The sequence below is a fragment of the Desulfoluna spongiiphila genome, from assembly GCF_900101345.1.
Lineage (GTDB): Bacteria > Desulfobacterota > Desulfobacteria > Desulfobacterales > Desulfolunaceae > Desulfoluna > Desulfoluna spongiiphila.
Genome location: NZ_FMUX01000011.1, coordinates 39,909 through 65,077 on the forward strand (window position 1 = coordinate 39,909; position 25,169 = coordinate 65,077).

Genomic DNA, 25,169 nt, shown 5'->3' on the forward strand with positions numbered 1-25,169 from the left:
TCCGAAAGAGCGGGTCGACATGCGTGGCACCAAGGCCGCCAATGCACGACCCGACTGTGGCAGGGAATCGATCTCCTTAAAGCTGCTGGGACGCTCGCTCTGCAATCACGGTAAACGCTGCAGGATCGGACACGGCCAGTTCAGCCAGAACCTTTCGGTCCAGGTCGATCTTGGCCAGCTTCAGGCCGTGAATGAACTTGCTGTAGGAGAGGCCGTTCATTCGGGCACCGGCATTGATTCGGGCGATCCAGAGCCTGCGGAAGTCACGTTTCTTCTGCTTGCGGTCGCGGTATGCGTACATCAGCGCCTTGTCTACGGAGTCGGCCGCCGTGCGAAACAGTTTGCTGCGACCTCCACGAAAACCTTTGGCCAGCTTAAGAACCTTATTTCTGCGCTGCCTCGCTTTAGTTCCTCTTTTTACTCTCATTGTCTTTCTATCTCCTTCGTTACATCACAGCCCGACTTCTTTACCTTGAAGGGGTCAGCGATGTCCGCCGTTTTTTCTGGTGATGGTGGCTGAGGCTGAAACCGTGTCCAGCTGCAGTCCGATAACTTTCAAGATACTGCAGGCCAACCCGCTTCAACCCGTGATCGCATGTTTCATGCGCTACTTCTGCTGCACACAACATGGATTCTTAGGTGGGGTGACCGTCTCCGTCAAAGAACTATCCGTTGGGAAGCATTCGCTTGACAGCTTTTACGTTGGTTGCATCAAGCACCTGTGCAAGCCGCAAAGACCGCTTACGCTTGGTGGTCTTTTTGGTAAGGATGTGGCTTGAGTTGGACTTGTTGAACTTAATTTTACCGGAACCGGTAATTTTAAAGCGCTTTGCAGCCGCTCTGTTGGTCTTGATCTTGGGCATGGTGTAAAACCTCTTTCACTTTTAAGATGGCGCAGACATCTGCAGGCCAAAGGCCGTAAAATGACAGGCTCACCGAACGTGCACGGTACCGCCTGCGCCGAATGTCATCACGTTGACGCCCCGAACCGGGAAACGGGGGACCCCGGAGTCGAAGGCATTATGATGACCCCGCAAAAAAGCCGCAAGTCACCGGCCAGGCCTTCCGGGTATCCGGGGGGACCAGGGGGTGACGTGTGCGCTTTGCGAAGACATCTTACTTGGGAGCGAGGATGATGAACATGGTACGCCCTTCAAACTTGGGCATCTGCTCTACCGTCGCGACGTCTGCAGTCTCTTCGGCAACACGGGCAAGCAACTCGCGCCCCAGGGCGGAGAGGGTAATTTCACGCCCGCGGAACATACAGGTTACCTTGACCTTGTTCTTTTTACCGATAAACTTTTTGATGTGACCGACCTTGGTCTCCAGGTCATGGTCACCTGTCTTGGGCCGGACCTTGATCTCCTTCATCTGGAAGGAGCTCTGCTTCTTCTTCGCCTCCTGCCGCTTCTTGGTCTCTTCATACTTGAAACGACCAAAATCCATAATCTTGCAAACAGGAGGAGTCGAGTTCGGTGCCACCTCAACAAGATCGAGTCCGCCTTCAGCGGCTGTGTTCAATGCCTTCTGAATAGGAAGCACGCCAAGTTGTGTTCCATCGGAACCAATGACGCGTACTTCTCTTGCTCTGATCTTGTTGTTGACGTTGATTTTGCTGCGGTTAGCTATGTTCTCCTCCTCGTGGTCTACTGTTTCAAGCTATCGTTCCGCAATCACAGTCTATTTTGCGGATAATGTATCATTAACAAACGTTCTATTTATAGAAGATTTGGCACAAATGCAAGAAAAAAGATACTTTTTCCGGGTTGTTAATCGTGGAAACCCTACCGGGCCGGGGCTCACCGACGCCCCGCCCCCGAAGCATCAAACAGCCTCAAGGGTATACTTCTCCAGAAAACTGTCCTTCCAGTACCCGTTATCGGGGTTGGCGAAAAACGATTTAAACAGCGCCAGACTCTCTTTCCGCAGAACCCGGCCCCGAACCTCGACGCCAGCCTGGGCATACAAAGGCCCCACACTGGCAAGATCACAGGACGCCCCGCCCCCCATGGCGTCTTCATAGGCCCACACCACGCGGGACACCCCGCTGAGCAAAATAGCCCCAAAACACATGAGACAAGGCTCCATGGTGCAGTACAAGGTGGCGTCCGCCCCTTCGGGCAACCCCCCGGACTCCAGCAGGCACCTCAGCGCCGTCACCTCGGCATGATCCAGCTCATTGCCGGGCCCGGCGGCGGTTCCGCTGCGCCTGCCGGTGGCAACCACGCGCCCGCGTGCCACCACAATACAGCCCACAGGGAAATCTCCTCCCTCAAGGGCCTTTTCCGCCTCGTCAAGGGCAACCCTCATCCAACGGACATCCTCTCCACACACACTCACACCCCGCTTCCGGTTGAATCAAATAAAAAAAGCCTGGCTCCGGCGGCCCCGCCGGGGGCTAAACGTTTAAAAAGTGCAACAAACAGGTTTTAAAAAATCTTTTTGGGCAAATCACATCCGCAACCTGCTTTCAAGGTGGCACACCTTGCCTCCGGAGGCTTGTTTTATCCAAGCCAAAGGGCGTCATCAATCCAGCCTGCTGATCGATGTATCGCAGGGACAGCTGTCATCCACCTCACAGGCAAAGAGAATCCGGTGGGCCAACTCCCGGCGCCTGTCGGACACCGGCGCCATATTGGCCTCCGAAACCACGGCCTCAAGCTCGCCGCGGGAGGGGATTGCATCAAACCCCTGACCCCTTAACTCTCCGGTGCCGCCATGCAACACGTCGGCTTCCTCCCCGTTGGTCACCACAACAACGGGAATTTCGTGGGGGGCCAGCACCAGACACAGGGCCTGGCCCGAACGGTGCCGGGTAACGATGGAGCCGGGCCGATACCGCACCACCATGGCGGCGATTCCGCCAAGCGAGACAATAAAATCCACGGGAAACCGGGCTTTTTTCTCCCCGGCCCCCACCTCAATGACCCGGGACGCCTCGATCTCCTCCGCTGCAAACCCGCACACGCCCAACAAGTGCCTGGCAATCCCCTGTCGATATCGCTCATCGTGGGTATCTGTCAGTGTTTTCCCTGTCAGGCAGTCGGTGAGCGTCCCCAATACAAGATGGTGCCCTTCCGTCATACATGCCTCCTTGAGGCGCAACCCCTTTTTCCACCAAGCCAGTTTAACCGATCCCACACACCGAGACAAGGGCCCGCACCACACCCGTCAGGGCAAACGCATGCAACCGTGAGTTGCCTCCGACGGGTCGCTTTTTGAAAAAAAACGCCGCAAAAACTTTTCGGCTGCCTGTGCTTTAGGCGAAATCAAGAGAAATACGAGTATATTTAAATGAACCAGAGTGACACTCAACACCTGTTTGCCAAACCTTTCAAAAGTTTGCCCCCCAGCAGGACCGCCGGAGGCAAAATCCACATGCGTTGGCCCTGCCACACCCGTGGTCGTCGCTGAAAGGGCCTGCACAGCGGGGCTTTCCCGGACCCACCTTGTATTTACCCCCCAACCTGTTATATAAAGGTTGTTTTATTTCGCCATGGTGCGCCCATGGACGGTCACGCCCTGCGCAGGTAAAGGCACCACGCACCTGCCGCGTCCACCGTTCGTTTCCGGCGCCTTGCACGCCACCAGAGATGGTTCTGAAGAGAGGGACAAGGCCATCATGACATCACGAGAAGAATTCGAAAAAAGGGAGGAGAGCTTTATCTCCCCCTACGGGCTACCAAGCTCGCAATCCAGAGGCCGGGTCCGGGGCGAAGAGGCCTGCCCCATCCGAAGCGACTTTCAACGCGACCGGGAACGCATTGTCTACTGCAACGCCTTCAGGCGCCTTAAACACAAAACACAGGTGTTTCTCTCCCCGCTGGGCGAACATTACCGCACCCGGCTGACCCACACCCTTGAGGTGGCCCAGATTGCGCGGGCCGTTGCGCGGGCCATGCGCCTCAACGAGGACCTGACCGAAGCCATCGCCCTGGGCCATGACCTGGGCCACACCCCCTTCGGGCACAGCGGAGAAACCGTCCTGAAAGAGATCTACTCCGGCAATTTCTCGCACCCCATCCAGAGCCTTCGGGTCATCGATATCCTGGAAAAAAACGGGGCCGGACTCAACCTCACCCTTGAGGTGCGCGACGGGATCCTGAAACACTCCAAGGGCTACGGCACCATCATCCCGGAGAGCAAACGGGAAAAGGCCTGCACCGTGGAGGGCCAGGTAGTCCGCGTGGCCGATATCATGGCCTACCTGAACCACGACCTCGATGACGCCATCCGGAGCGGGGTCATCTGTGAGAAGCAAATCCCCGAGCGGTGCGTGCGGGTCCTCGGCAACACCCACCCGGACCGGGCCACCACCATGGTCCGGGATCTCGTCTACGCCTCCCACCCTGAAAACGGGGAGCTGAAACTCCAGATCACCGACGAAGTTCACCGGGCCATGGACGAGCTGCGCAATTTTCTCTACCACAACGTCTACAGATCACCCCAGGTCCACAACGAGTTCGTAAAATCCAAAAAAATCCTGCGGGAGCTCTACACCTTCTTCCTGCAAGAGGAGAACGAAACTATCTTCTCCCACGAGCTCGCCGCTTTAGAGATGCCGAACCACAACAAGAGCCGCTCCAAGGAGCGCTCCGTATGCGACTTCATTGCCAGCATCACCGACCGGTACGCCCTGGAGCTTTACGAGCGCCATTTTTTTCCGTCGTCGCTGGTATGAACACCGCCTGCGAAAACCCAGGGAGCCCTCGCCACAGCAAGGCCCCGACACCCGATACAAAGGCAGAGACCCCATGAGCAGACCCCGCCCCCTCATCAAAATAGAGAACCCCGAATGGGCCCACAGGATAAAACACCTCTTCGACAAAATGGACCGCAGCTACGACGCGGCCTCGGCGGGAAGCGGGTTCACCTGCACCGGGTGCGAGGACAACTGCTGCCTTTCCCTTTTTTATCACCACACCCTCATGGAACTCTTCTACCTCAAAGAGGGGCTGGCCACCCTCCCGGAGGAGGCCCTTGCCACCATCACGTTCCGGGCCCAGGAGGCCGCCCCCCTGCTTCACCGGCGGGCAAACGGCGAGACAGACGAAAAAGTCCCCTGCCCCCTCATGGAAGAAGGCAAATGCATGCTGTATGACCATCGCCCCATGGTGTGCCGCCTCCACGGCGTGGCCCATATCCTGGAACGGCCCGACGGCTCCGTCATCGACGGCCCCGGATGCGCCCGTTTTGAACAGGCCAGCCCCGAAAGCCAGCCCCTGAACCGCACCCCCCTCTACCGGGAGATGGCCATCCTTGAAAAGGGGCTGAGGGAAGAGACCGGCTTTGCAGACCGCCTGAAGCTCACCATTGCCGAAATGATTCTGCTGTAGCGGATCAGCACGGAGAAACACCCATGAAACAAGTGAAAACAGAGACCATAGACAACCTGGAGGGACTCATCGGCACAGGCGAGACCTTTCGGTTCCGCTGCCACGACGGCCTGGCCTGCTACAACCGATGCTGCCGCAACCTGAACCTGTTCCTCAGCCCCTACGATGTGCTGCGCCTGAAGCAGGGCCTGGGCCTTTCTGCAGGGGACTTCATCGACAGGTACACCGACGCCGTCCTGCGGGACGGCAAAGCCCTTCCCGAGCTGCTGCTCCGCATGAACGACAACGAAGAAGCCACCTGCATCTTCCTGTCCGAAGCAGGCTGCACCGCCTACGCGCACCGCCCCGACACCTGCCGCACCTTCCCCTGCGAACACGGTATCTACTACAACGCCGACGGCGCCAAAGAGCGGGTCCTTTTCCTGCGCCCCCCGTCCTTCTGCGAGGGCATCCACGACCCCCGGGAACTCACCCCCGAAGCATGGCAAAAAGACCAGAACGCCGAAAACCACAACGCCATGAACGAACTCTGGGGCGAAGTGGAGGCCCTGTTCTCCGGCAACCCCTGGGGCGCGGAAGGCCCGCAGGGCCAGCGCGCCAAGATGGCCTTTATGGCGGCCTACAACGTGGATGATTTCAGGGAGTTTATCTTCGGGAGCTCGTTTTTAAAACGCTGCAAGATCAAAAACGATCTCAAAATGAAGCTGAGGCGGGATGACGTGGCCGTCATGAAATTCGGATTTGAGTGGATCCGGGTCTTCCTCTTCGGGCTGCCGTCAAAAACAATCAAAATGAAATAAAGCCGTAACTATTCAGCTCAAACAAGCCTCCGGCGGCCCTGCCGGGGGCCAAATTTTTGAAAAGTTTGACAAACAGGTTTTAAAGTCGTTGCGGTCGTATGCACCTTTATTGACCCGTCATATACCTTCAATTTGGCAACAGCCCTTCTTCCCCGCAGGGCGGGGAAGAAGGGCTGTTGCCAACCGGAAAGTTTTTGCGGAGCTTTTTTCAAAAAGCGACCCGCCGGAGGCATGCTTTTTGGATTTTTGTTGGCCATTGAAGGTATTTCAAACCAGCCCTTAGAGTTTCTCCACACCCTCAGGCATCTCCCACACCGCGTCCCCCCCCAGCACATACCCCCCGTCCAGGCGAATCACGGAGCCGGTCATAAAAGGGGCGTCAAAGACAAGAAAGTTAACGGCCTTTACCACGTCTTCAGGTGCGCCGGTCCGACCCAGAAGGGTATGGTCCACAATCCCCTCCTTGACATTCTCGGGATACATGCCCCACCCGCGGGTACCCTTTCCGTGGCGGGTATCCATGATACCCAGCATCAGCTCGTTGACCCGGACGGACGGCGCGCCCAGACGGGCCCAGGTTTCAGTCAAAAGGGAGATGCCGCGGTTCAGCGCGGAGTAGCCTTCATTGAAGATATAACTGGCGGGCCCGCTTCGTCCCACCACGCCGGCAATGGAGGAGAGGTTCACCACGCAGCCCGAAGGGGCTTTTTTAAGGTGAGGCAAGGCCGCTTCGAACACCCAGCGCTTGGCCGTAAGGGTGGTTGCCACCTCGAGCTCCCACTGATTTTTCGTATAGCTCCCGTGGACCACGGGCATGCCCCCGCGTTCGATGTTGTTGATGAGGATATCCAGGCGGCCGAAGCGTTCGATCACCCGCTCAATAAGCCCGGGGATCGCCTCGGTGTCGGTCAAGTCCACACGGACGATCTCATGGTCGCACCCCGCCTCCCCAAAGGCTGCTTCCAGCTCCGGCAGGCTCTCTTCCCAGTCGTGCCAGGTCAGCACCGTCCGAATACCACGCCGCGCAAGGGACAACCCGATCTCCCGGCCGATCCCCTTCACAGCACCCAACACCAGCGCCACACGTTCATCTGTCATTATTCAGGATCCCTTTCTTTCGGCCAAGGCCAAAAACCGGAAAAAAGCCTTCTATGGTTAAACTGCATGGAAAAGCCTGCCTCCGGCGGCGAGGTGAGCCACCTCGAAAGCAGGTTGCGAATGCGCTTTCCCCTTCGTTCCTCAGGGAAAATCACATTCGCCTTTCAAGTAGAGTTCATTGCAACTATTCAGTTTGCCTCCGGCGGGTCGCTTTTTGAAAAAAGCTCCGCAAAAACTTTCCGGTTGCATCCCCTTCTGGCGCCCAGCCCCGTCGGGGCTGGGCGCCAGAAGGGGATGCACAATCGTTAAGTCAGGAATTTTTGAGTTAACAGCGGGTTCCGAATATACCGAGACCGTTCACAAAACCTGTTTGTCAAACTTTTCAAATATTTGGCCCACGGCAGGGCCGCCGGAGGCATCTTTGGCCGGAAAGCTTCCCTGAGCCCGAGATTACGAGGCCCGCCGACTGCCGAAGAGGCGCTCACGAATCCAGTCCATGGCCCCGTGCAGGAGGGCATCGTCGTCTTCCATGATGGCTTTTTTCTGGTCTGCATCAAAGGCGATGGAGCCATCCGCCACCTGGGCACGGAATGCGTCAAGGTCGTAACAGGCCAGCTCGAAGGCCTTGCGGTCGTCCCCTTCCAGGCGACCGGGCATGAGCTGCTGCTTCAAGCTGATGAGCTCGATCATGAGATCGTTGCGCTCGTTGTAGGGAACAAGGCCCTGATTTTCCACCCAGCGCCTGGGTGTCCACAGCTCACCACCGACAAAGCCTTCGCAGATGGGGTCCTCGATGACGGCATAATACTCGTTGACGGAGCCGTCCTCCCGGGAGCGGGCAAGGGCCCGGGCAAGGGGAAAGATGCGACAGGAGGCGGGGCGGTCCTCGTACACCGAGCAGCCCTGGTCCGTGACAAAGGGACAGGCATTGTGATCCCTTGTTGAGGTCTTGAACGAGACCACGGGAAGCCCGGTGCTATCCCCTGTGTATATAAAGGTATAGGTATCCAGAAACTCCCCCGTGGGTATTTTCAGGGCCCGGCTCAACCGCAGGATGTCGTAGGGGTAGAGAAACTGGTTGAGATCGCAGCAGCACTGGTTGAAACACCCCTTGTGGGAGCCGCATGCAAAGGTAAAGGATTCGTCGATTCCAATAAACTGTGGTTCACCGCTCATAACACCTCCGTCTAAGGTCAAACCTAAAACAAGTCTCCGGGGCCTGTCGGCTCCCCGATGGTTGCCGCGGATGCTCGCATCCCGCAGCGATCACTGCATCATACCCAAAGGAACACCTCCTTCGTTTTCAGGGCCGCATCGCCCCGACGGCACCCCATGGTCACCCAGGCCGGTACCAATGTCAAGGCCGCGCGACGGAGGCTTCCCTCGGCTTCGAGACCCCCGACAGGTCACCACACCCATACTGCGGCTCCACTGAACGTCAATTCACTGATGGAAACCTTCAATATTATTGATTTACTAGAACATCGTTCACCCTGACTTATGATAAATTCCTTTTAACGAACCCTGAAAAAAGGCCCGAAAAGCACCATAAACCGTCGCATCTTAAAGATGTTACCTCAGACACAGCCCCCCGGGTTCAGAGGCAAAGCTTTCCATTTAAAATCCGACAGATACCTATATCTGGTATGAACAACCCCTCATAATCGAAGATGTGGAAACACCCCTAAAAACACAGTAGATAGCTCTTTTTTTTAGGGAATTTACTTCTCTAAAAATGGTTGACAAGGCCCAGGCCCGGTGATACTTTGCAGCTTAATTATTATCATGGGAAGTAGGATTGATAGACACTATCACCTATTAAATAAAGCAATTCGAGAAGAACATTATATATCTGTGGAGAGGACGAACTCTGCGGATACATAATTTTTTTATTATCGTAGCCAGGAGTTGTAACACTTCAGGCAACAGTGTCAGTGGTGATGCCTCCACTCCGGAGAATCACCAAAAGTTAACGAGGCATTGAACAGGTGATCAATGCCCTATCAGGGAGGTATAGCAAATGCCAAGCTATGTAATCGCTGAAAAATGTGACGGTTGCAAAGGCGGGGAGAAGACAGCATGTATGTACATCTGCCCCAACGACTTGATGGTTCTGGATCCCACCGCGATGAAGGCTTACAACCAGGAGCCTGATCAGTGCTGGGAATGCTTTTCCTGCGTCAAAATCTGCCCCTCACAGGCCATCGAAGTACGTGGTTACTCCGACTTCGTGCCCATGGGCTCCAGCATCATGCCCATGATGGGCACCGAGGACATCATGTGGACCTGTAAGTTCCGCAACGGCGTCGTCAAGCGCTTCAAGTTCCCCATCAGAACCACTTCCGAAGGCTCAGCCAACGCCTACGACGATCTCAAAGGCAAAGACCTGAGCTCAGCCCTCCTCTCTACCGAGGAAGCAGACGGCGTTACCCTTGCACGGCCCCTTGAGCTTGCATAGGTTTGTTGTCACCACGAAGGTGTTTCTGATTACGACACAAAAATTTCTTTTTAGGAGGAAATAATAATGGCATTACCTAACAAGCCTTTGGGAGAACTGAAAGCTGTTCGCGACCCTGAAGTCGTCGAAATGGAAGTTGATATTCTGATTGTAGGCGGCGGCATGGCTGCCTGCGGTACCGCTTTCGAAGTCAAGAAGTGGGCCAGCGACGACACCAAAATCCTTCTCGTTGACAAAGCCGCCATGGAGCGTTCCGGTGCTGTTGCCCAGGGTCTCTCCGCCATCAACACCTACATCGGCGACAACACCCCCGATGATTACACCCGCATGGTCCGTAACGACCTCATGGGTATCATCCGTGAAGACCTCTCCTTTGACGTAGGCCGTCACGTGGACGACTCCGTTCACCTCTTCGAAGAGTGGGGCCTTCCCATGTGGAAGAAGTCCGCCGACGGCAAGAGCATGGACGGCAAAAAAGGCCTCAAGATGGGCCTCCTGAAAGATGGTGCCACGCCTGTTCGTACCGGCAAGTGGCAGATCATGATCAACGGTGAATCCTACAAGCGTATCGTTGCTGAAGCCGCCAAAAAGGCCCTCGGCGAAGAGAACATCCTTGAGCGTGTATTCATTGTTGAACTCCTCAACGACAAAAACGATCCCTCCAAGATCGCCGGCGCCGTTGGTTTCTCCACCCGTGAGAACAAGGTCTACATCATCAAGGCCCAGACCATGATGGTTGCCTGCGGTGGCGCGGTTAACATCTACCAGCCCCGTTCCGTTGGTGAAGGCAAGGGTCGTGCATGGTACCCCGTATGGAACGCAGGTTCCACCTACACCATGTGCCTCCGTGCCGGCGCTCAGCTCTCCATGATGGAAAACCGTTTCACCCCCGCCCGTTTCAAAGACGGTTACGGCCCCGTGGGTGCCTGGTTCCTCCTCTTCAAAGCTCACCTTGAAAACGGCATCGGCGAAAACTACGCCGCCACCGATCGTTCCAAGGAAGAACTGGCCAACTACGCTCCTTACGGAACGGCTGCCATCACGCCGACCTGTCTGCGTAACCACCTGATGCTCTTCGAAATGAAAGCCGGTCGTGGTCCCATCATCATGAAGACCACCCTCGCCCTTCAGAAACTCGGCGAGACCATGGACAAGAAAGAGCTCAAGCACCTCGAGTCCGAAGCTTGGGAAGACTTCCTTGACATGACCTGCGGCCAGGCCAACCTCTGGTGCGCCACCAACACCGAGCCCGAGAAAAAAGACTCCGAGATCATGCCCACCGAACCGTACCTCCTCGGATCTCACTCCGGTTGCTGCGGCCTCTGGTGCTCCGGTCCCGATGAGGACTGGGTTCCCGAGTCTTACAAGTGGGGCGTCGGCGACAAGGTCTACAACCGTATGACCACCGTCCCCGGCCTCTTCACCGCAGGTGACGGCGTTGGCTGCTCCGGTCACAAGTTCTCCTCCGGTTCTCACTACGAAGGTCGTGTGGCTGCCAAGGGTATGGTCCAGTACATCACGGACAACCCCTTCAAGCCTGAGCTGGCCGAGACCAAAGAAGAGCTCGTCGACCTCGTGTGGAAGCCCGTTCGCACCTTCCTCGACAACTGCGAGTTCACCACGGCTCAGAACCTGAACCCCAACTACTGCAAGCCCGACGGCATGGCCCTTCGTCTCATGAAGGCCACCAACGAATACGGCGGCGGTACGGCCACCTACTACCAGACCAGCTCCAAGGCCCTCGAGATCCTCATCGACGACCTGCTCAAGATGATGCACGAAGACTGCGAGAAACTCGCAGCCGGCGATCTTCACGAGCTGATGCGATGCTGGGAAATCTACCACCGTATCTACACGGTAGAAGCCCACGTCCGTCACATCCAGTTCCGTAAGGAAACCCGTTATCCTGGCTTCTACTACCAGGCGGATTACCCCGGACAGGACGACGAGGAGTGGTTCTGCTTCGTAAACTCTGCCTTCGACAGGAAGACCAACGAGTGGACCATGATCAAAGAGCCCTACCACAGAATCATCCCCATGAAGTAATTCTAAGGGAAGCTGTGATGAAGTAGCTTAAATAAGCCTCCAGATGTCCCTTGCGATGTCTGGAGGCTTTTTTTAATGCCCATTACTCTTTCATGGGACTGAATTTATTTTTTGGTCGTGAACATTTTTTCCTTCGCCGAAATGTTGTGTCCAGATTTTTGCGGGCTTCAGCACTCCACGCCGAAGCCCGACGGAATGTGGACACGCACACCAAGGTGACAAAAGGAGAAAGTGAACAAAACGCCATCTTGTCCCCCGGGTCTACAAAAAAGAGTAGCGAATACATAGGTTTTCGACAGTTTATAAACATTTATGCATGGAGGGATAGCATGACAATCGACAAAGCAGCCCCTGCTAGTGCAAGCATTTTGGTCGTTGGCGGTGGGATCAGCGGACTGACCACCACCCTCGAAGCCGCGGAAACCGGCCACGAGGTCATCCTGGTTGAAAAAAATGCCTACCTTGGCGGACGTGTTCTCCAGTTGAACCAGTACTTTCCCAAACTCTGTCCTCCCACCTGCGGACTTGAAATCAACTTCCGCCGGATCAAGGACAACCCTGCCATTCACGTGCAGACCATGACAGAAGTGGTGAAGGTCGAAGGGACCCCCGGGAATTATGAGGTGACCCTGAAAACCCGTCCCCGCTTCGTCAACGACAACTGCACCGGCTGCGGCGCCTGTACCGAAGCGTGTGAAGGGGAAATTGAAAACGAGCTCAACTTCGGGATGGACCGCACCAAGGCAGCGTACCTGCCCCACCCCATGGCCTTCCCCGCCAAGTATGTCATCAGCGAGTACATCAGCGCCGACGACAAGAAGAAGTGCGAAGAGGCCTGCAAGTACGACGCCATTGATTTTTCCATGACCGAGACCACCACCACCGTGAAGGTGGCCTCCGTGGTCTGGGCCACCGGCTGGAAGCCTTACGACGCAACCCGCATCGACAACCTGGGTTTCGGTCGCCACCAGAACATCATCACCAACATGATGCTGGAGCGCATGGCCTCCTCCACCGGTCCCACCGAGGGCAAGATTGTCCGTCCTTCAGACGATGCCGCTCCGAAAAGCGTTGTCTTTGTTCAGTGTGCGGGCTCCCGGGATGAGAACCACCTTCCCTACTGCTCCTACATCTGTTGCATGGCGTCCCTCAAGCATGCCACCTACCTGCGCGCCCAGTACCCCGACTGCGAGGTCACCATCTACTACATCGACCTCCGTGCTCCGGGCCAGCGCTATGAAAAATTTTACAACAAGCTCAAGGAAGACGAGAAGGTCTTCTTCGTCAAGGGCAAGGTGGCCGAGGTATCCGATGCCGACAACGGCTGCGTGACCGTGGTGGCGGAAAACGCCGTCACCGGCAAAAAAATGCGCCAGACAGCCGATCTCGTTGTCCTGGCCACGGGCATGGAGCCCAGCCTCTCAACGGACAAGCCCCAGGCAGATCTCACCTTCAACGACAACGGCTTCATCGTCAACGACTTTGAAAAGGGTGGCATGTTCGGGTGCGGTTGCGCCAACAAGCCCGCCGATGTTGTGTCTTCCAACCAGAATGCTACAGGTATGGCCCTGAAAGCGATTCAAACCGTAGTAGGGAGGTAAATAACCATGGCTAAAAAATATGGTGTATATATCTGCACAGGTTGTGGAATCGGCGATGTCTTAAATATCGACGAGCTGGCGGGTGTGGCTGAAGACGACGGCTACACCGTCAAGCGTCACGAGTGCCTCTGCGGCAAAGCCGGCCTTGAGATGATCAACGCCGACGTCAACGACGGCGTCAACACCCTCTCCATTGTGGGCTGCTCCCGAAGGGTCAATTACGACATCTTCAAATGGGACAACTGCCTCGTGGACCGCGCCAGTGTCCGTGAGCAGGTGGTCTGGACCATGAGCCGCGAGAAGTACCCCGCCAAGGGCCCCGACGACGACGATTACTTTGTGGACAACATCCAGCTGGCCGCCAACGACTACCTCCGCATGAGCCTGGCCCGCCTGGACAAGGTGGAACTGCCCGAGCCCTTCAAGCTTGAGAACCAGAGCAACAAGATCCTGGTCATCGGCGGCGGCATCACCGGCATGAACTCGGCCATCGATGCCGCAAAAACCGGCGCCGATGTCACCATCGTTGAAAAAGAGGCCAAGCTGGGCGGTTGGGCAGCCAAGATGCGCAAGCAGATGCCCCAGGGTGAGCCCTACACCGAGCTGATGCCTCCGGTGGTAAACGACACCATCGCCAAGCTGAGCTCTTTCTCCAACATCACGGTAAAAACCGGTACGGTTGTGGCCCGAATCGCCGGCCAGCCCGGTGACTTCACCGTGACCCTGAAAAAACCAGGCGAAAAGATCCCCTTTGACGTGCCCTTTCCCCTCCCCGCAGAGATGAAGGTGGACGAAGCGGGCAACGAGCTGGACGCCGAAGCCCAGGCCGCAAAGTATAAGGAGTACAACGAGGGCCGTGAGGACATCCTCACCGTCGACCCCGACGGCGAAAAATTCGGTGCTGTGGTCCTGGCCGCCGGCTGGCGACCCGCTGAACTCACTGCCGAGGCGTACCCCCACCTCTCCATCGACGACCCCGATGTGGTGACCAACGCCCAGTTCGAAGAGATGGCAGCAGCAGGCAAGCTGACTCGCCCCTCCGACGGCAAAGAGGCCAAGAACGTGGTCTTTATCCAGAGCCCTGGTGCCGGAAGCGACCGCGACTTCGACTACGCAGGCTCCGTCACCAGCCTTGTGGCCCTGAAACAGGCCAAGTACGTCCGCGAAGACTACGAAGATGGCAAGGCATACATCTTCTACCAGCACATGCGCACCCCCGGTCTCACCGAGGAATTCTACAAGAGCATGCAGCAGGACAACGGGGTCTTCATGACCAAGGGCGACATCGCCTCCGTTGCCAAAGAGGGCAAGGGCTTTCTTGTGGAAGCCAACGGCACCCTGCTGGGCGACAACCTCAAGGTAAAGGCCGATCTCGTGGTCCTGGCCGCCGGCATGGTCCCTGTTACCGTGGACGACGCCGTCATCAACCTGGCTTACCGCCAGGGACCGGGCTTCCGTGACAACGACATCTTCGACGGGTACGCAGACTCCAACTTCATCTGCTTCCCCTACGAGACCCAGCGAACGGGCATCTACGCGGCAGGTGCCATTCGCCGCGCACTGACCATGGAAGAGTCCATCGAAGACGCCAGCGGCGCGGCCCTGAAAGCCATTCAGTGCCTTGAGTCCGTCAACCGCGGGGTTGCGGTTCACCCCCGAAGCGGCGACATGACCTTCCCGGACTTCTTCTTCCAGCGCTGCACCCAGTGCAAGCGCTGTACCGAAGAGTGCCCCTTCGGCGCCCTGGACGACGACGAGCGCGGGACCCCGAAACCCAACCCCACAAGGTGCCGCCGCTGCGGAACCTGTATGGGTGCCTGCCCCGAGCGTATCATCGGTTTTGCCGACTACAACATCGACTCCGTCGGTTCCCAGGTCAAATCCGTCTGGGTCCCCTCCGAAGACGATTACTACGAGCCCCCCATGCGTATTCTCGGCCTCATCTGCGAGAACGACGCCCTGCCGGCCCTGGACATGGCCGCCATGAAAAAACTCGGCGTGGATGCCCAGGTTCGCTTTATTCCCGTCCGTTGCCTGGGATCCGTCAACGTGGTCTGGATCAAAGATGCCCTCTCCCAAGGTATGGACGGTGTCTTCCTCCTCGGCTGCAAGCACGGTGACGACTACCAGTGCCACTTTGTCAAAGGCTCTGAGCTGGCCGATGTCCGTATGAAGAAAATCGGTGACGCCTTGGCTTCCCTTGCCCTTGAAGAAGAGCGTGTGGCCCAGTTCGAGATCGCCATCGACGAAGCCGACAAACTGCCTGAAATCGTCAACAGCTTTGTTGAGCAGGTGGTGGCCCTGGGTCCCAACCCCTTTAAGGGATTCTAAGACCCGGCCTTTTTGATGCAATGATCGGAGCCTCCTTTCCCATGCGAGGGGAGGCCCCTTCAAGCGAGTTTCTAACGCAGAAATACGATGAGGAGGAATTCTCATGTCCGATAATACCCTTGTGAATCCAAACCTGGAGTTCATTGATGAAGTGGTGGGACTCGGCGGCGACTCTCTGAAGAAGTGTTTTCAGTGTGCCACCTGCTCCGTTGCATGCCCCATTGCCCCTGAAGATTCACCCTTTCCCCGAAAAGAGATGATCGCGGCCTCCTGGGGCCTTAAAGATCGCGTGGTGGGCAGTGCCGACATCTGGCTCTGCCATGAGTGCGGCGACTGCTCCACCCTGTGCCCCCGAGGCGCCCAGCCCGGTGATGTGCTCTCGGCCATCCGCTCATACGCCATCTCCGAGTATGCCCAGCCCAAAAAGCTGGCCAAAATGGTCACCGACAAGAGCAAGTTCTGGATCCTCACCGCCATTCCGGCGGCCTGGTTCGCCCTCATGGCCATCATCACCATGGCCTTCGGCGGCACCATGGAAAAGCTCTTCGGCTTTTTCGGCGCTCACTGGGTACACCACACCGACGCCCCCATCGCCCAGGCCCGCTTTATCTCCTCCTGGCTGGTGGACCTGACCTTCATCCCCCTGGCCACTGCTGCCATCGTGATCTTCTACCTGGGCCTCAAGCGCATGCTGAACGACATGCACGAAAATGCCCTGGCCGAAGGCAAGACCGACAAGCAGGACCTGGACATCAAAGCGTTCCTCAAGACCATCCCCGCCGTGCTTCCCAAGATTCTCAAGCACACCCAGTTCAACGAGTGCGGAGAAAACAAGGCACGCGGTACCGCCCACATGATGGTTCTCTACGGATTCGTCGGTTGCTTTATCGCCACGTCCATCGGGTTCTTTCTCCTCTATGTGGTGGGAAGCGCCGGTCCCTACTCCCAGATCAACCCCCTCAAGTGGTTCGGTAACCTGGGCGGGATCCTCATTGTTCTGGGCGCGACCCTGATGATCAAGGACCGCCTCGGCAAAGACAAGACCAGCAACTACAAAGACTGGTACCTCCTGGGCCTTGTCGTTCTCCTGGGTGCCACCGGTCTCTTGACCGAAATGGCCCGCCTGGCAGGCTCCACCTTCGGGACCTACCTGCTCTACTACATCCACCTCATCGCGGTCTTTCACCTCTTTGCGTACGTGCCCTTCTCCAAGCTGGCACACTTTGTCTACCGCATTGTGGGTATGACCTACGCAGAATACGCAAACCGCCAGTAGTGGCTATGGCCACATCTGATTAAAAAAAGGAGAGCCTCGCTTCGCGCGGCTCTCCTTTTTTTGTTTGTCATACGTAACTGGGCATGGAGAAAATCGAAAAAACCTGGACAGCCCGCCTAAAAGACCTTCGGAAGCAACACATCTTCCCGGTAATTCCGCACCTCACTGTCGGCCCATCACCATATCAGTGCAGGTTTGACTCGTAATGAGAACTTCATCATGGCCCGGGCTTCTTCATACCCGAATAAGAGTCCACTCCATTTCGAGCGTTTTCACTGCCCTGAGGGGCAACCACAGACACACTGCACCATGGTTTATGTTCTCCGGGTTACAATAGAGACGGTTATCCCCCGTCGTGATGGGCACAGTATGACCTTCCCCATCCTACCAAAGTTCCTGCTATCCCCGATTTTGCATTAACAAGATTAACTATTCAGTTCCAAAAAGCTGCCCCCGGCGGCAAGGTGTGCCACCTTGAAAGCAGGTTGCGGATGCACTTTGCCCCTCGTCCCTCGGGTCAAAGCACATCCACCCTTTAAACGAAATCCATTCCAGCAGTTTATAAGACCTGTATGATTAACTTTTTAAAAGTTTAGGAGCCGACAGGGCCGCCGGAGACTTAACCTGAATAGCTACGATAAAGAATCATAATCAAAAAACAAAAAGGGCGGTGCATCTCTGCACCGCCCTTTTACAAGCAAACAAACTATCTCACCCCGTCAGGAGTGAAGGCCCATGCTATTTGCCGAGAGCGGCAGCGTGGGTTTTGATCTCAACTTTCTCGGTGAGACCGGCATAGTACTCGCGGAGGATGACGAGAACTTCTTCACGACCAAAGTGATCGGGAATCTCGGTACCTTCGGAGAGGCCTTTACGCAGCATGGTGCCGGAAAGGATAACGCGGTCTTCTTTGCTGTGGGGGCAGGTTCGCAGGGAAGCCATGCCGTCGCACTTCTTGCAGTAGAAGGTCCAGTCGATCTTCAGGGGCTCACAGAGGAGGCGCTTGCCTGCATCTTCGGGCTGGGGAATCTTGTCGAAGAGATCCTGGGCTTCGAACATGCCGTAGAAGTCGCCAACACCGGCGTGGTCACGGCCGATGATCATCTTGGAGACGCCGTAGTTCTGACGGAAGGTGGCGTGAAGGAGGCCTTCACGAGGACCTGCGTAACGCATGTCAAGGGGATACCCGCCCTGGAGAACGTTCTCTTTGACAAAGTACTTATCAACGAGGGTATCGATGCATTTTACGCGAACTTCCGCGGGGATATCGCCGGGCTTCAGGTTGCCCACGAGGGAGTGGATGAACACGCCGTCACATACCTCGGCAGCAAGCTTTGCCAGATACTCATGGGAGCGGTGCATGGGGTTACGAAGCTGAAGGGCAGCAACGGTGCTCCAGCCGCGCTCGTCAAAAATGGCACGGGACTCTGCGGGAGTCAGGTACACACCTTTGTACTTCTCGGGGTATTCGCCTTCGGAGAGAACCTTCACGGGGCCGGCCAGGTTGAAGGCCTTCTGGTTCATGACCATTTGAACACCGGGGTGATCGTCTTCGGCGATTTTCCAGAACTCTTCAGCCGTGGGAGTGCCTTCACCCATGAAGACCTTCTCGCACTCGTAGCGCTTGTCGGCTTCGGTCATCTCAAACTTCTCGGTGACCTTCATGGTGGCCATGATCTCGCCTTCGGCGGTCACCAGGGCAATCTCTTCGCCGTCGGTGATGGCGTCGGCGTCTTCCTTGGCGGCGTCGAGGGTCACGGGGATGGGCCAGAAGGTCCCGTCAGCCAGGAGGAAATCATCACAAACGCCTTTCCAGTCGGCTTTGCCCATGAAGCCCGTCAGGGGGCTGAAACCGCCGATCCCCATCATGATGAGGTCGCCTTCGGCACGGGGGCTGATGGTGATCTTCTTGAGGCCTTCGGCTTTTTTCAGTTCTGCTTCTTTTTCAGCCCCTTCGAGAAGGCAAATGGTAAGGCCTTTTCCACCATGGGGAGCAACTAAGTTGGACATGTGCACGTCTCCTTTCATTAAAAAAAATGACTTGGATATAATTCGAATAAATGTTCTTCACATTTACTTCATGTGCGTTATCACTATTATTAAAGTAGATGAATAGGAAACAAGGCCGTGTTTGTCAAGTTGAATTTAGGACTTTCATCAACCCAGATGATGATCACAAACATACCCCGTGGATGTTTTCTCTTTATTCTTAAGGACTTGATTGCTTATTCACCCTATATGGTACCGGTGCGACGCCTTCACACCACCTGTGGCGGGACAACTTCGGCACAGAATCAATAAAAAAAAATGGCACCTCGTCTCCGAAAAGACAGGGTGCCACCTTTTTTATGTCAAATCAGCCGTTACCGGTTGATCTGTACCCTTTGAATTACTTCAGGGAAGACAAAACAAAATAGGAGCGACCTTTGCCGGAAAGGCCGGCCTTTTTGTTCAGGATGCCGCCAAAGACTTCCAGCTCGCCGTCTCCGTCGATATCCACGATGTCAAAGTCGATTAAAAAGCCCTTAAAGGCAGCCGAGGTTGCCTGGGGAGCCAACTCATACCCGTTCCACCCCACAACCACCACCCGGCCGTTTTTGTATCGTGTCATCCCCTGAAACAGATGCCCCAGCGAGTCCTTGTGCTGCAGTACCCCCACCCCTTTTAACGCCCCATGGTCCACGGATTTCACGCGTGAAACCAGATAACGCCTCTCTTCTTGCTTTCTGGACCCTTCTGTCTTGGTGAGAAAAAAACGGGACCCCCCGTAGTTTTCATCGCTGCGGTACACGCTGTCGGAGGTGGCATCGCCCCAGAATGCCAGGCGCCCCCCTTCTGAAAGAAGAAAATAGCCTTTGCCTTCGCCCTTTAAGATAGGTGCCATGTCCCATCCAAGGACATGAAAGGCATCGCCCATCTCCAGAGGCTGACCCAACTCAAGGCCTTTAGCCCCCAGGCTCACCCGGTGCATGTCGCCCCAGTAATCGATGCCGCTGAGCCGCTGAGCGATACAAGTACGCCCCCCTTCAGGAAGGGTCACAACAGCAGTAAGGAATGGCGCCGGTTTTCCCATCTGGGCCAGTGTGGTGCCGTCGTGACGGAACACAAGGGTAAAGGGGTCCTGGTTCACGGTATGTACGGTTGAAAGCAGAAGCTCTGCCTTGCCGTCATTGTTAAAATCGAGCATATCAAGACGCACAGGTTTCAGGTAATCTGGACAACTCACCCGGCCCACTTCGGTGATGGCCTCTTTGGAAACCGACAGAAGCTGCAGGACCCCTCTGGATGCCACCACGGCTTCCATAACCCCGTCGCCGGTGAGATCTCCCACAGCGACGCTCTGGACTTCCAAAGGAAAGACCTCGCTTCGAAGGGGTTGCACATCGGCAGCGGCAGTATCGGGTGTTGGGGCCTTTTCCGTTACCGCCGGAGCAGGAGAAGCCTTGACCTTGCCGGTCATCTTTGCAGCCACTTCATCGGCAAGTTCCTGTACAAAACCAATCAGTTCTCCCTCGACGCCGGAGCGGGAAAAATGAAACCCTTCCTTTTTAATCGTGGCTCCCAGGTTGGCGGTACCGCCAAACAGGGTCACGCTGATGGCAAGGGAGGGCCCATCGCAGGTTTCAAGAACAAAGACACCGGCTTCGCCCAAGCGGTTGGCCACCATCTGGGACACCCCCGTTTTCAGATACCCGCTGGTTTCCGGCCCGTTGTAAGCCACCTCGTCAATGGACAGGCAGGGCTGAGCCCCCATGGCCGTTCCAGCAGCAAGGAACACCAGGGTTACCAACAAGCCGACAACCCGCTTCATCATGTGGAATCTCATAAACATCCTCTCTCGGCTCACTCGCCGTGTTCAGACCCATAAGGGCTCGGACAAATAGCATGATACAATTGATACGTGTTGAACGCCTCAACGAGGACGATCCCCCACCCGCCACTCAGGATACGTGTGTCTGGTCCATCACTTGATGGCGCGTATCGTTTAATTTGCCAGAGCACTCATTTATAAAGGTAATTTTCCATAGTAGTGTATTGACAATACATACAAACTTCACTTTTTTTAGACTATCATCATATCCCCGCTGGGTGAAGTTTTTTTCTACCCGGAACAGACCTTCCTCATATCTCCTTGTTTTTATGAATGATCATAACACCCAGCAGCCTTCCAAAATCGCATAATTATATTGACATTCCCCATGAAATTTTTTAAGAACTAAATCTTAATTAAGGTAACATAATTGACGTGTTGCTTTATGTTATCCGGTTGCTGCTTGTTGTTACGCCCGGGAATCTTCATGTTTTTCTAACGATTCCCACACAGTATGGTGATACCTTCCTGCGAAACCGGAGTCATGGTCAACACCGGCAATGCCACGCATCCTGCCTTGCGATTGGTCTGACGCGCCTTCAGGGACCTGTCCGAAGCTTACATGCCACGCGCCGGGGGACTATTTGAAACCTGAACGATAAGGAGATTTATTAATGTTCAAGAAAGTGTTCGCTGCAATGCTCGCCGGCCTTTTCATCAGCGCTCCTGCCTTCGCAGAAGTGAAGATGAACGGTTCTTTTTTCATTAAAGGTCACGCCAACCAGAGCAAAGATGGTAACGACTACAGCTACTATGAGTCTGACTTTGAAGTGAAAACCGACTTCATCGTAAACGAAAACACCTCCGCCAAACTGGTTGTGGAAGCCTTCGACGAAGACTGGGTAAGCTCTCCAAAGGCTAATGCCTACAAAAATGACTTTGATGCTCAGAATAGCCTTCAGGTAACCACCGCCACCATGACCCACAAGTTCGCCACCGACACCACCTTCACCGGCGGTGTTGCTCCCAACCGCGACTCTTGGGGTACCCTCTTCGGCGACAACGCCGACAAGAACTACTTCGTACAGGTTGAGCAGGCCCTCCCCTTCGGCACTTTGGTCCTGAAAAACGAAAAGATTGAAGAAGGCCTTACGACCGACGACGACTTGGACCAGGACGGCTACCTCCTCGGTTTCACCGCAAATGCCGGTGACCTGAGCATCATGCCCGCCATCTACTACAACGACGACCAGAAAAACGACAAAGAAGAAGCTCGTTTCATGGTTGCCGTTACCGGTAAACTCGGCGCCATCAGCATTGAGTCTGAATTCGGTTACGCTGACTTCTCCAATGACAATGACAACAAAGCCGAAGGCAGCGTTTTCGGTGCATGGGTTGACGCCGGTACCACTGTTGGCGGCCTCAGCGTTAACCTCGGCATCCTCTACGCCGGTGCTGACGACAAGTCCGTTTACGTTGTAGGCGACGAGCTCGCTCCCATGGATATCCTTGGTGACGACGTAACCCTCGATGGCTCCTCCCTGGTACGTGTCAAACTTGGCAAAACCATCACTGAAAAAGTAAGCGTCGACACTTCCCTTGCTTACGCCTTCACCAACGTGGATAAAGACTACATAGGCGAAGATGACCCCACCTTCGGTACCGCCTACTACTATGACAGCGTTTACGAACTCGATGTCAACGCTTACTACAAGGCTTCCGACGCAGTGACCCTCTCTACCGGCGTTGCTTACCTTGACGGTGACAACGCAGACGAGTCTTCTTTCGAAGACGCTCGTTACGACGCCTACGCCAAAATCAACGTTGCTTTCTAATTTAAGCAATACTTAGATTTTAGGTAATTTAAAAAGGGCTCGCCATTTCGGCGGGCCTTTTTTATACACCAAGAATCATACGCTTGTTTTACACTGCGACATAAAGGCTGGGATAACTCACCGTATTTCTTTTATTACCACACCATTCCCACTATCCCTCCGCATTTCCCCACAATTGCAAAGCACTACAAAAAGGACGGCCTGCACTGCTACATGGCTGTAACTGTTCGAATATAATCAATCATGGCATTCCCAGCCCACCCACAAGAAGTAACCGACCATGCCGGAGGCCTTCCGCAACAACAGACCAAAGTTGCACGAAGCCCCAATCACCCCGTACCGACAAAAAAAGCCCCTGCAATCTATAGAAAGCAGGAGCTTTGATAACACAAACCTGTTTATCAAACTTTTCAAAAGTTTGGCCCCCGGCAAGGCCGCCGGAGGCTTTTTTTATGCTTTTGCTTTTTCTTTTTCAGCCCATCAACCGTTCAACTTCTCGTTCAGGAGTTGATTCACCACCTTGGGGTTGCCCTTGCCCTTGGTGGCCTTCATGACCTGACCCACGAAGAAGCCCATGAGCTTCTTCTTGCCGCCGCGGAAGGCCTCCACCTCTTTGGGGTTGTCGGCCAGGAGCTTGTCCACAACGCCTTCGATCTCGGAGGTGTCGGAGACCTGGGCAAGGCCCTTCTCGTCCACAATCACCTTGGCCTCTTTCCCGCTTGCGGCCATTTCGTCAAAGACGGTCTTGGCCATGGTGCCGCTGATGACATCGCTCTCGATGAGGGCAAGGAGCCCGGCCAGCATGGGGGCGGACACCGGCACGTTTGCCAGGTCCATGCCATCGGTGTGCAGAAGGGCCAGAACCGATCCCATGACCCAGTTGGCTGCCAGCTTGGCCTGCTTGGGTTTTGTGCCGAAGCTTGCCAGACAGGCGTCAAAGTAGGTGGCCAGTTCGATGGAGGAGGTGAGGACCTCGGCATCGGCAGCAGGCAGACCCAGCTCCTCCACGTAGCGCCTCTTCATGGCGTCGGGAAGCTCGGGAAGGCCACCTGCGATTTCGTCGTACCAGGCGTCGTCGATGACCACGGGCAGAAGGTCGGGATCGGGGAAATACCGATAATCGTGGGCATCCTCTTTGCTGCGCATGGAGGTGGAGATCTCCTTATCCGCGTTCCAGAGTCGGGTCTCCTGGATCACCTCACCGCCGTTGTCCAGGATATCGGCCTGCCGGTTGATCTCGTAGCGGATGGCCCGCTCAATGTTCCGGAAGGAGTTTAGGTTCTTCATCTCGGTGCGGGTGCCGAACTCCTTCTGGCCCCTGGGACGCAGGGAGACGTTGGCGTCGCACCGCAGGCTTCCCTCCTCCATGTTTCCGTCGCACACCCCGATGTGGCGCACGAGCTGATGCATTTTTCGCACGAGGGCACCGGCCTCTTCGGCGGAACGCATGTCCGGCTCGGACACGATCTCAATGAGGGGTACCCCGGCCCGGTTGAGGTTCACCAGGCTGATGGGCCGCATGGGGTCGTGATTGAGCTTACCGGCATCGTTTTCCATGTGGATCCGGGTGATGCCGATGCGCTTGGTGGAACCATCGGACAATTCGATGTCCAGATGGCCGTGCTCGGCGATGGGCAGGGCAAACTGGGTGATCTGGTACCCCAGGGGGAGATCCGGATAGAAGTAGTTCTTCCGGGCAAACCGGTTCACCCGGTTGATGGTGCAGTTGGTGGCGATCCCGGCCTTGGCCGCGTAGGCCACGGCCGTCTTGTTAAGAACCGGCAGCACCCCGGGCATCCCTGTGCACACCGGACAGGTCTGGCTGTTGGGCTCCGCCCCGAAGGCGGTGGAGCACCCGCAAAAGATTTTCGTGTTGGTTTTCAGCTGTGCATGTATTTCAAGGCCAATGACGACTTCATATTCCATATCCGACTCCGCTGCATGGGCGATATCATAACAAAGAACCGGCCCCTCAAGCGACAGACCGGTAAGTGTGTAAAAGGAAGGATTATAGAAGATTTCAGGTTTGATGACAAACCCTTATTCATGGGCACCGGACATTCCAAGGAGCAGGGCCCTGTGCGTTGACCTTGATTCCGGTACCACCGCGGGAGCCTTTGCTGTCTCGTCCCCGCCCCGACAGCTGGCCCTCACCCAACCCCATTGAGACGCATTCCTCCGTAACCGAAGGGGGATACAGCGAACAACCCCTCACCGAGACCAGCCCATATACATTTTGACAAACCCCGATCCCCATACTATAAATACGGGTTTTTCAAACTGTTTTGGGCCGGAGCCAAGGCGACCGGCACATGAAATGAACCACACCGGGCGGGACAGGCCGATCATGTTGCCGTTCCTACCGATGTGTCAAGGCACAGCAGACCATATGAAATACTTTCTTTGCGTTATCGGAATGGTGATGATCGTTGAAGGCCTTCCCTGGTTCGGCTTCCCGAACAGGGCACGCCAGATTCTCCTGACCCTGGCTGCCCAGCCGGAAAACCGATTGAGAAGCATGGGGCTGTTCATGATGCTTGGGGGGCTTGCCCTCGTCTATCTGGGGAATATGTAAGA

At 55.7% G+C, this 25,169-nt stretch carries 20 protein-coding genes; 10 read left to right on the forward strand and 10 right to left on the reverse strand.

Translation table 11 applies throughout. The annotated features are described in order from the left end of the window. Positions 1–76: 76 nt before the first annotated feature. The 5 genes from rplT to BLQ12_RS15150 all read right to left on the reverse strand — a co-directional run bounded on the left by rplT (position 77) and on the right by BLQ12_RS15150 (position 3,084). Entirely contained in the window at positions 77–427 is a 351-nt protein-coding gene (gene rplT / locus BLQ12_RS15130; RefSeq protein ID WP_092211511.1) for a 50S ribosomal protein L20, read from the reverse strand. 238 nt (positions 428–665) lie between these two features. Further along, complete coding sequence (gene rpmI, locus BLQ12_RS15135) at positions 666–863, reverse strand: 50S ribosomal protein L35 (protein WP_092211512.1); 198 nt, start codon at positions 861–863, stop codon at positions 666–668. Positions 864–1,116: 253 nt separating this feature from the next. Further along, positions 1,117–1,629 carry a translation initiation factor IF-3 gene (gene infC, locus BLQ12_RS15140; RefSeq protein WP_092211514.1) on the reverse strand — a complete coding sequence of 171 codons (513 nt, stop codon included), beginning with the start codon at positions 1,627–1,629 and terminating at the stop codon, positions 1,117–1,119. A gap of 195 nt (positions 1,630–1,824) precedes the next feature. Then, complete coding sequence (locus tag BLQ12_RS15145; RefSeq protein ID WP_092211515.1) at positions 1,825–2,310, reverse strand: nucleoside deaminase; 486 nt, start codon at positions 2,308–2,310, stop codon at positions 1,825–1,827. A 216-nt stretch (positions 2,311–2,526) separates the two neighbouring features. Next, complete coding sequence (locus BLQ12_RS15150) at positions 2,527–3,084, reverse strand: type I restriction enzyme HsdR N-terminal domain-containing protein (protein ID WP_092211517.1); 558 nt, start codon at positions 3,082–3,084, stop codon at positions 2,527–2,529. A gap of 538 nt (positions 3,085–3,622) precedes the next feature. Here BLQ12_RS15150 and BLQ12_RS15155 point away from each other — a divergent pair. The 3 genes from BLQ12_RS15155 (at position 3,623) to BLQ12_RS15165 (ending at position 6,136) form a co-directional block, all read left to right on the forward strand. Beyond that, positions 3,623–4,681 carry a deoxyguanosinetriphosphate triphosphohydrolase gene (locus BLQ12_RS15155; protein WP_092211519.1) on the forward strand — a complete coding sequence of 353 codons (1,059 nt, stop codon included), beginning with the start codon at positions 3,623–3,625 and terminating at the stop codon, positions 4,679–4,681. 73 nt (positions 4,682–4,754) lie between these two features. Continuing rightward, complete coding sequence (locus tag BLQ12_RS15160) at positions 4,755–5,336, forward strand: YkgJ family cysteine cluster protein (RefSeq protein ID WP_092211521.1); 582 nt, start codon at positions 4,755–4,757, stop codon at positions 5,334–5,336. A gap of 23 nt (positions 5,337–5,359) precedes the next feature. Then, complete coding sequence (locus BLQ12_RS15165) at positions 5,360–6,136, forward strand: YkgJ family cysteine cluster protein (RefSeq protein ID WP_092211523.1); 777 nt, start codon at positions 5,360–5,362, stop codon at positions 6,134–6,136. Between the two features lie 279 nt (positions 6,137–6,415). Here BLQ12_RS15165 and BLQ12_RS15170 read toward each other — a convergent pair whose 3' ends face one another. Next, positions 6,416–7,234, reverse strand: coding sequence for an SDR family NAD(P)-dependent oxidoreductase (locus tag BLQ12_RS15170; protein ID WP_092211525.1), 819 nt, complete (start codon positions 7,232–7,234; stop codon positions 6,416–6,418). A 450-nt stretch (positions 7,235–7,684) separates the two neighbouring features. Next, positions 7,685–8,410 carry a YkgJ family cysteine cluster protein gene (locus BLQ12_RS15180; RefSeq protein WP_092211529.1) on the reverse strand — a complete coding sequence of 242 codons (726 nt, stop codon included), beginning with the start codon at positions 8,408–8,410 and terminating at the stop codon, positions 7,685–7,687. An 844-nt stretch (positions 8,411–9,254) separates the two neighbouring features. Between BLQ12_RS15180 and aprB the strand changes: the two genes are divergently transcribed. From aprB to qmoC, 5 genes are all read left to right on the forward strand, one after another. Further along, positions 9,255–9,692: an adenylyl-sulfate reductase subunit beta gene (gene aprB, locus BLQ12_RS15185; protein ID WP_092211531.1), complete on the forward strand. Its 438-nt coding sequence runs from the start codon at positions 9,255–9,257 to the stop codon at positions 9,690–9,692. A gap of 66 nt (positions 9,693–9,758) precedes the next feature. Continuing rightward, a complete protein-coding gene (aprA, locus tag BLQ12_RS15190; RefSeq protein ID WP_092211533.1) occupies positions 9,759–11,738 on the forward strand; it encodes an adenylyl-sulfate reductase subunit alpha in 1,980 nt (659 codons plus the stop codon). Between the two features lie 329 nt (positions 11,739–12,067). Next, positions 12,068–13,339 carry a CoB--CoM heterodisulfide reductase iron-sulfur subunit A family protein gene (locus BLQ12_RS15195; RefSeq protein ID WP_092211535.1) on the forward strand — a complete coding sequence of 424 codons (1,272 nt, stop codon included), beginning with the start codon at positions 12,068–12,070 and terminating at the stop codon, positions 13,337–13,339. A gap of 6 nt (positions 13,340–13,345) precedes the next feature. Beyond that, positions 13,346–15,670 carry an FAD-dependent oxidoreductase gene (locus BLQ12_RS15200; RefSeq protein WP_092211537.1) on the forward strand — a complete coding sequence of 775 codons (2,325 nt, stop codon included), beginning with the start codon at positions 13,346–13,348 and terminating at the stop codon, positions 15,668–15,670. A gap of 103 nt (positions 15,671–15,773) precedes the next feature. Beyond that, positions 15,774–16,946 carry a quinone-interacting membrane-bound oxidoreductase complex subunit QmoC gene (qmoC, locus tag BLQ12_RS15205; RefSeq protein ID WP_092211539.1) on the forward strand — a complete coding sequence of 391 codons (1,173 nt, stop codon included), beginning with the start codon at positions 15,774–15,776 and terminating at the stop codon, positions 16,944–16,946. 738 nt (positions 16,947–17,684) lie between these two features. Here qmoC and sat read toward each other — a convergent pair. Together sat and BLQ12_RS15215 are read right to left on the reverse strand one after the other, a co-directional pair. Next, positions 17,685–18,956: a sulfate adenylyltransferase gene (gene sat / locus BLQ12_RS15210; RefSeq protein ID WP_092211541.1), complete on the reverse strand. Its 1,272-nt coding sequence runs from the start codon at positions 18,954–18,956 to the stop codon at positions 17,685–17,687. 379 nt (positions 18,957–19,335) lie between these two features. Next, positions 19,336–20,760: an FG-GAP repeat domain-containing protein gene (locus BLQ12_RS15215; protein WP_092211545.1), complete on the reverse strand. Its 1,425-nt coding sequence runs from the start codon at positions 20,758–20,760 to the stop codon at positions 19,336–19,338. Between the two features lie 671 nt (positions 20,761–21,431). Here BLQ12_RS15215 and BLQ12_RS15220 point away from each other — a divergent pair. After that, on the forward strand, positions 21,432–22,592 hold the full coding sequence (locus BLQ12_RS15220) for a hypothetical protein (protein WP_092211547.1): 1,161 nt from the start codon (positions 21,432–21,434) through the stop codon (positions 22,590–22,592). 480 nt (positions 22,593–23,072) lie between these two features. Here the strand turns inward: BLQ12_RS15220 and gatB are convergent, their stop codons facing one another. Beyond that, positions 23,073–24,518 carry an Asp-tRNA(Asn)/Glu-tRNA(Gln) amidotransferase subunit GatB gene (gatB, locus tag BLQ12_RS15225; protein ID WP_092211549.1) on the reverse strand — a complete coding sequence of 482 codons (1,446 nt, stop codon included), beginning with the start codon at positions 24,516–24,518 and terminating at the stop codon, positions 23,073–23,075. A 463-nt stretch (positions 24,519–24,981) separates the two neighbouring features. On the opposite strand from gatB, the gene BLQ12_RS15230 reads away from it, so the two are divergent. After that, a complete protein-coding gene (locus BLQ12_RS15230; RefSeq protein ID WP_092211806.1) occupies positions 24,982–25,167 on the forward strand; it encodes a DUF2065 domain-containing protein in 186 nt (61 codons plus the stop codon). The last annotated feature ends 2 nt before the right edge of the window (positions 25,168–25,169 follow it).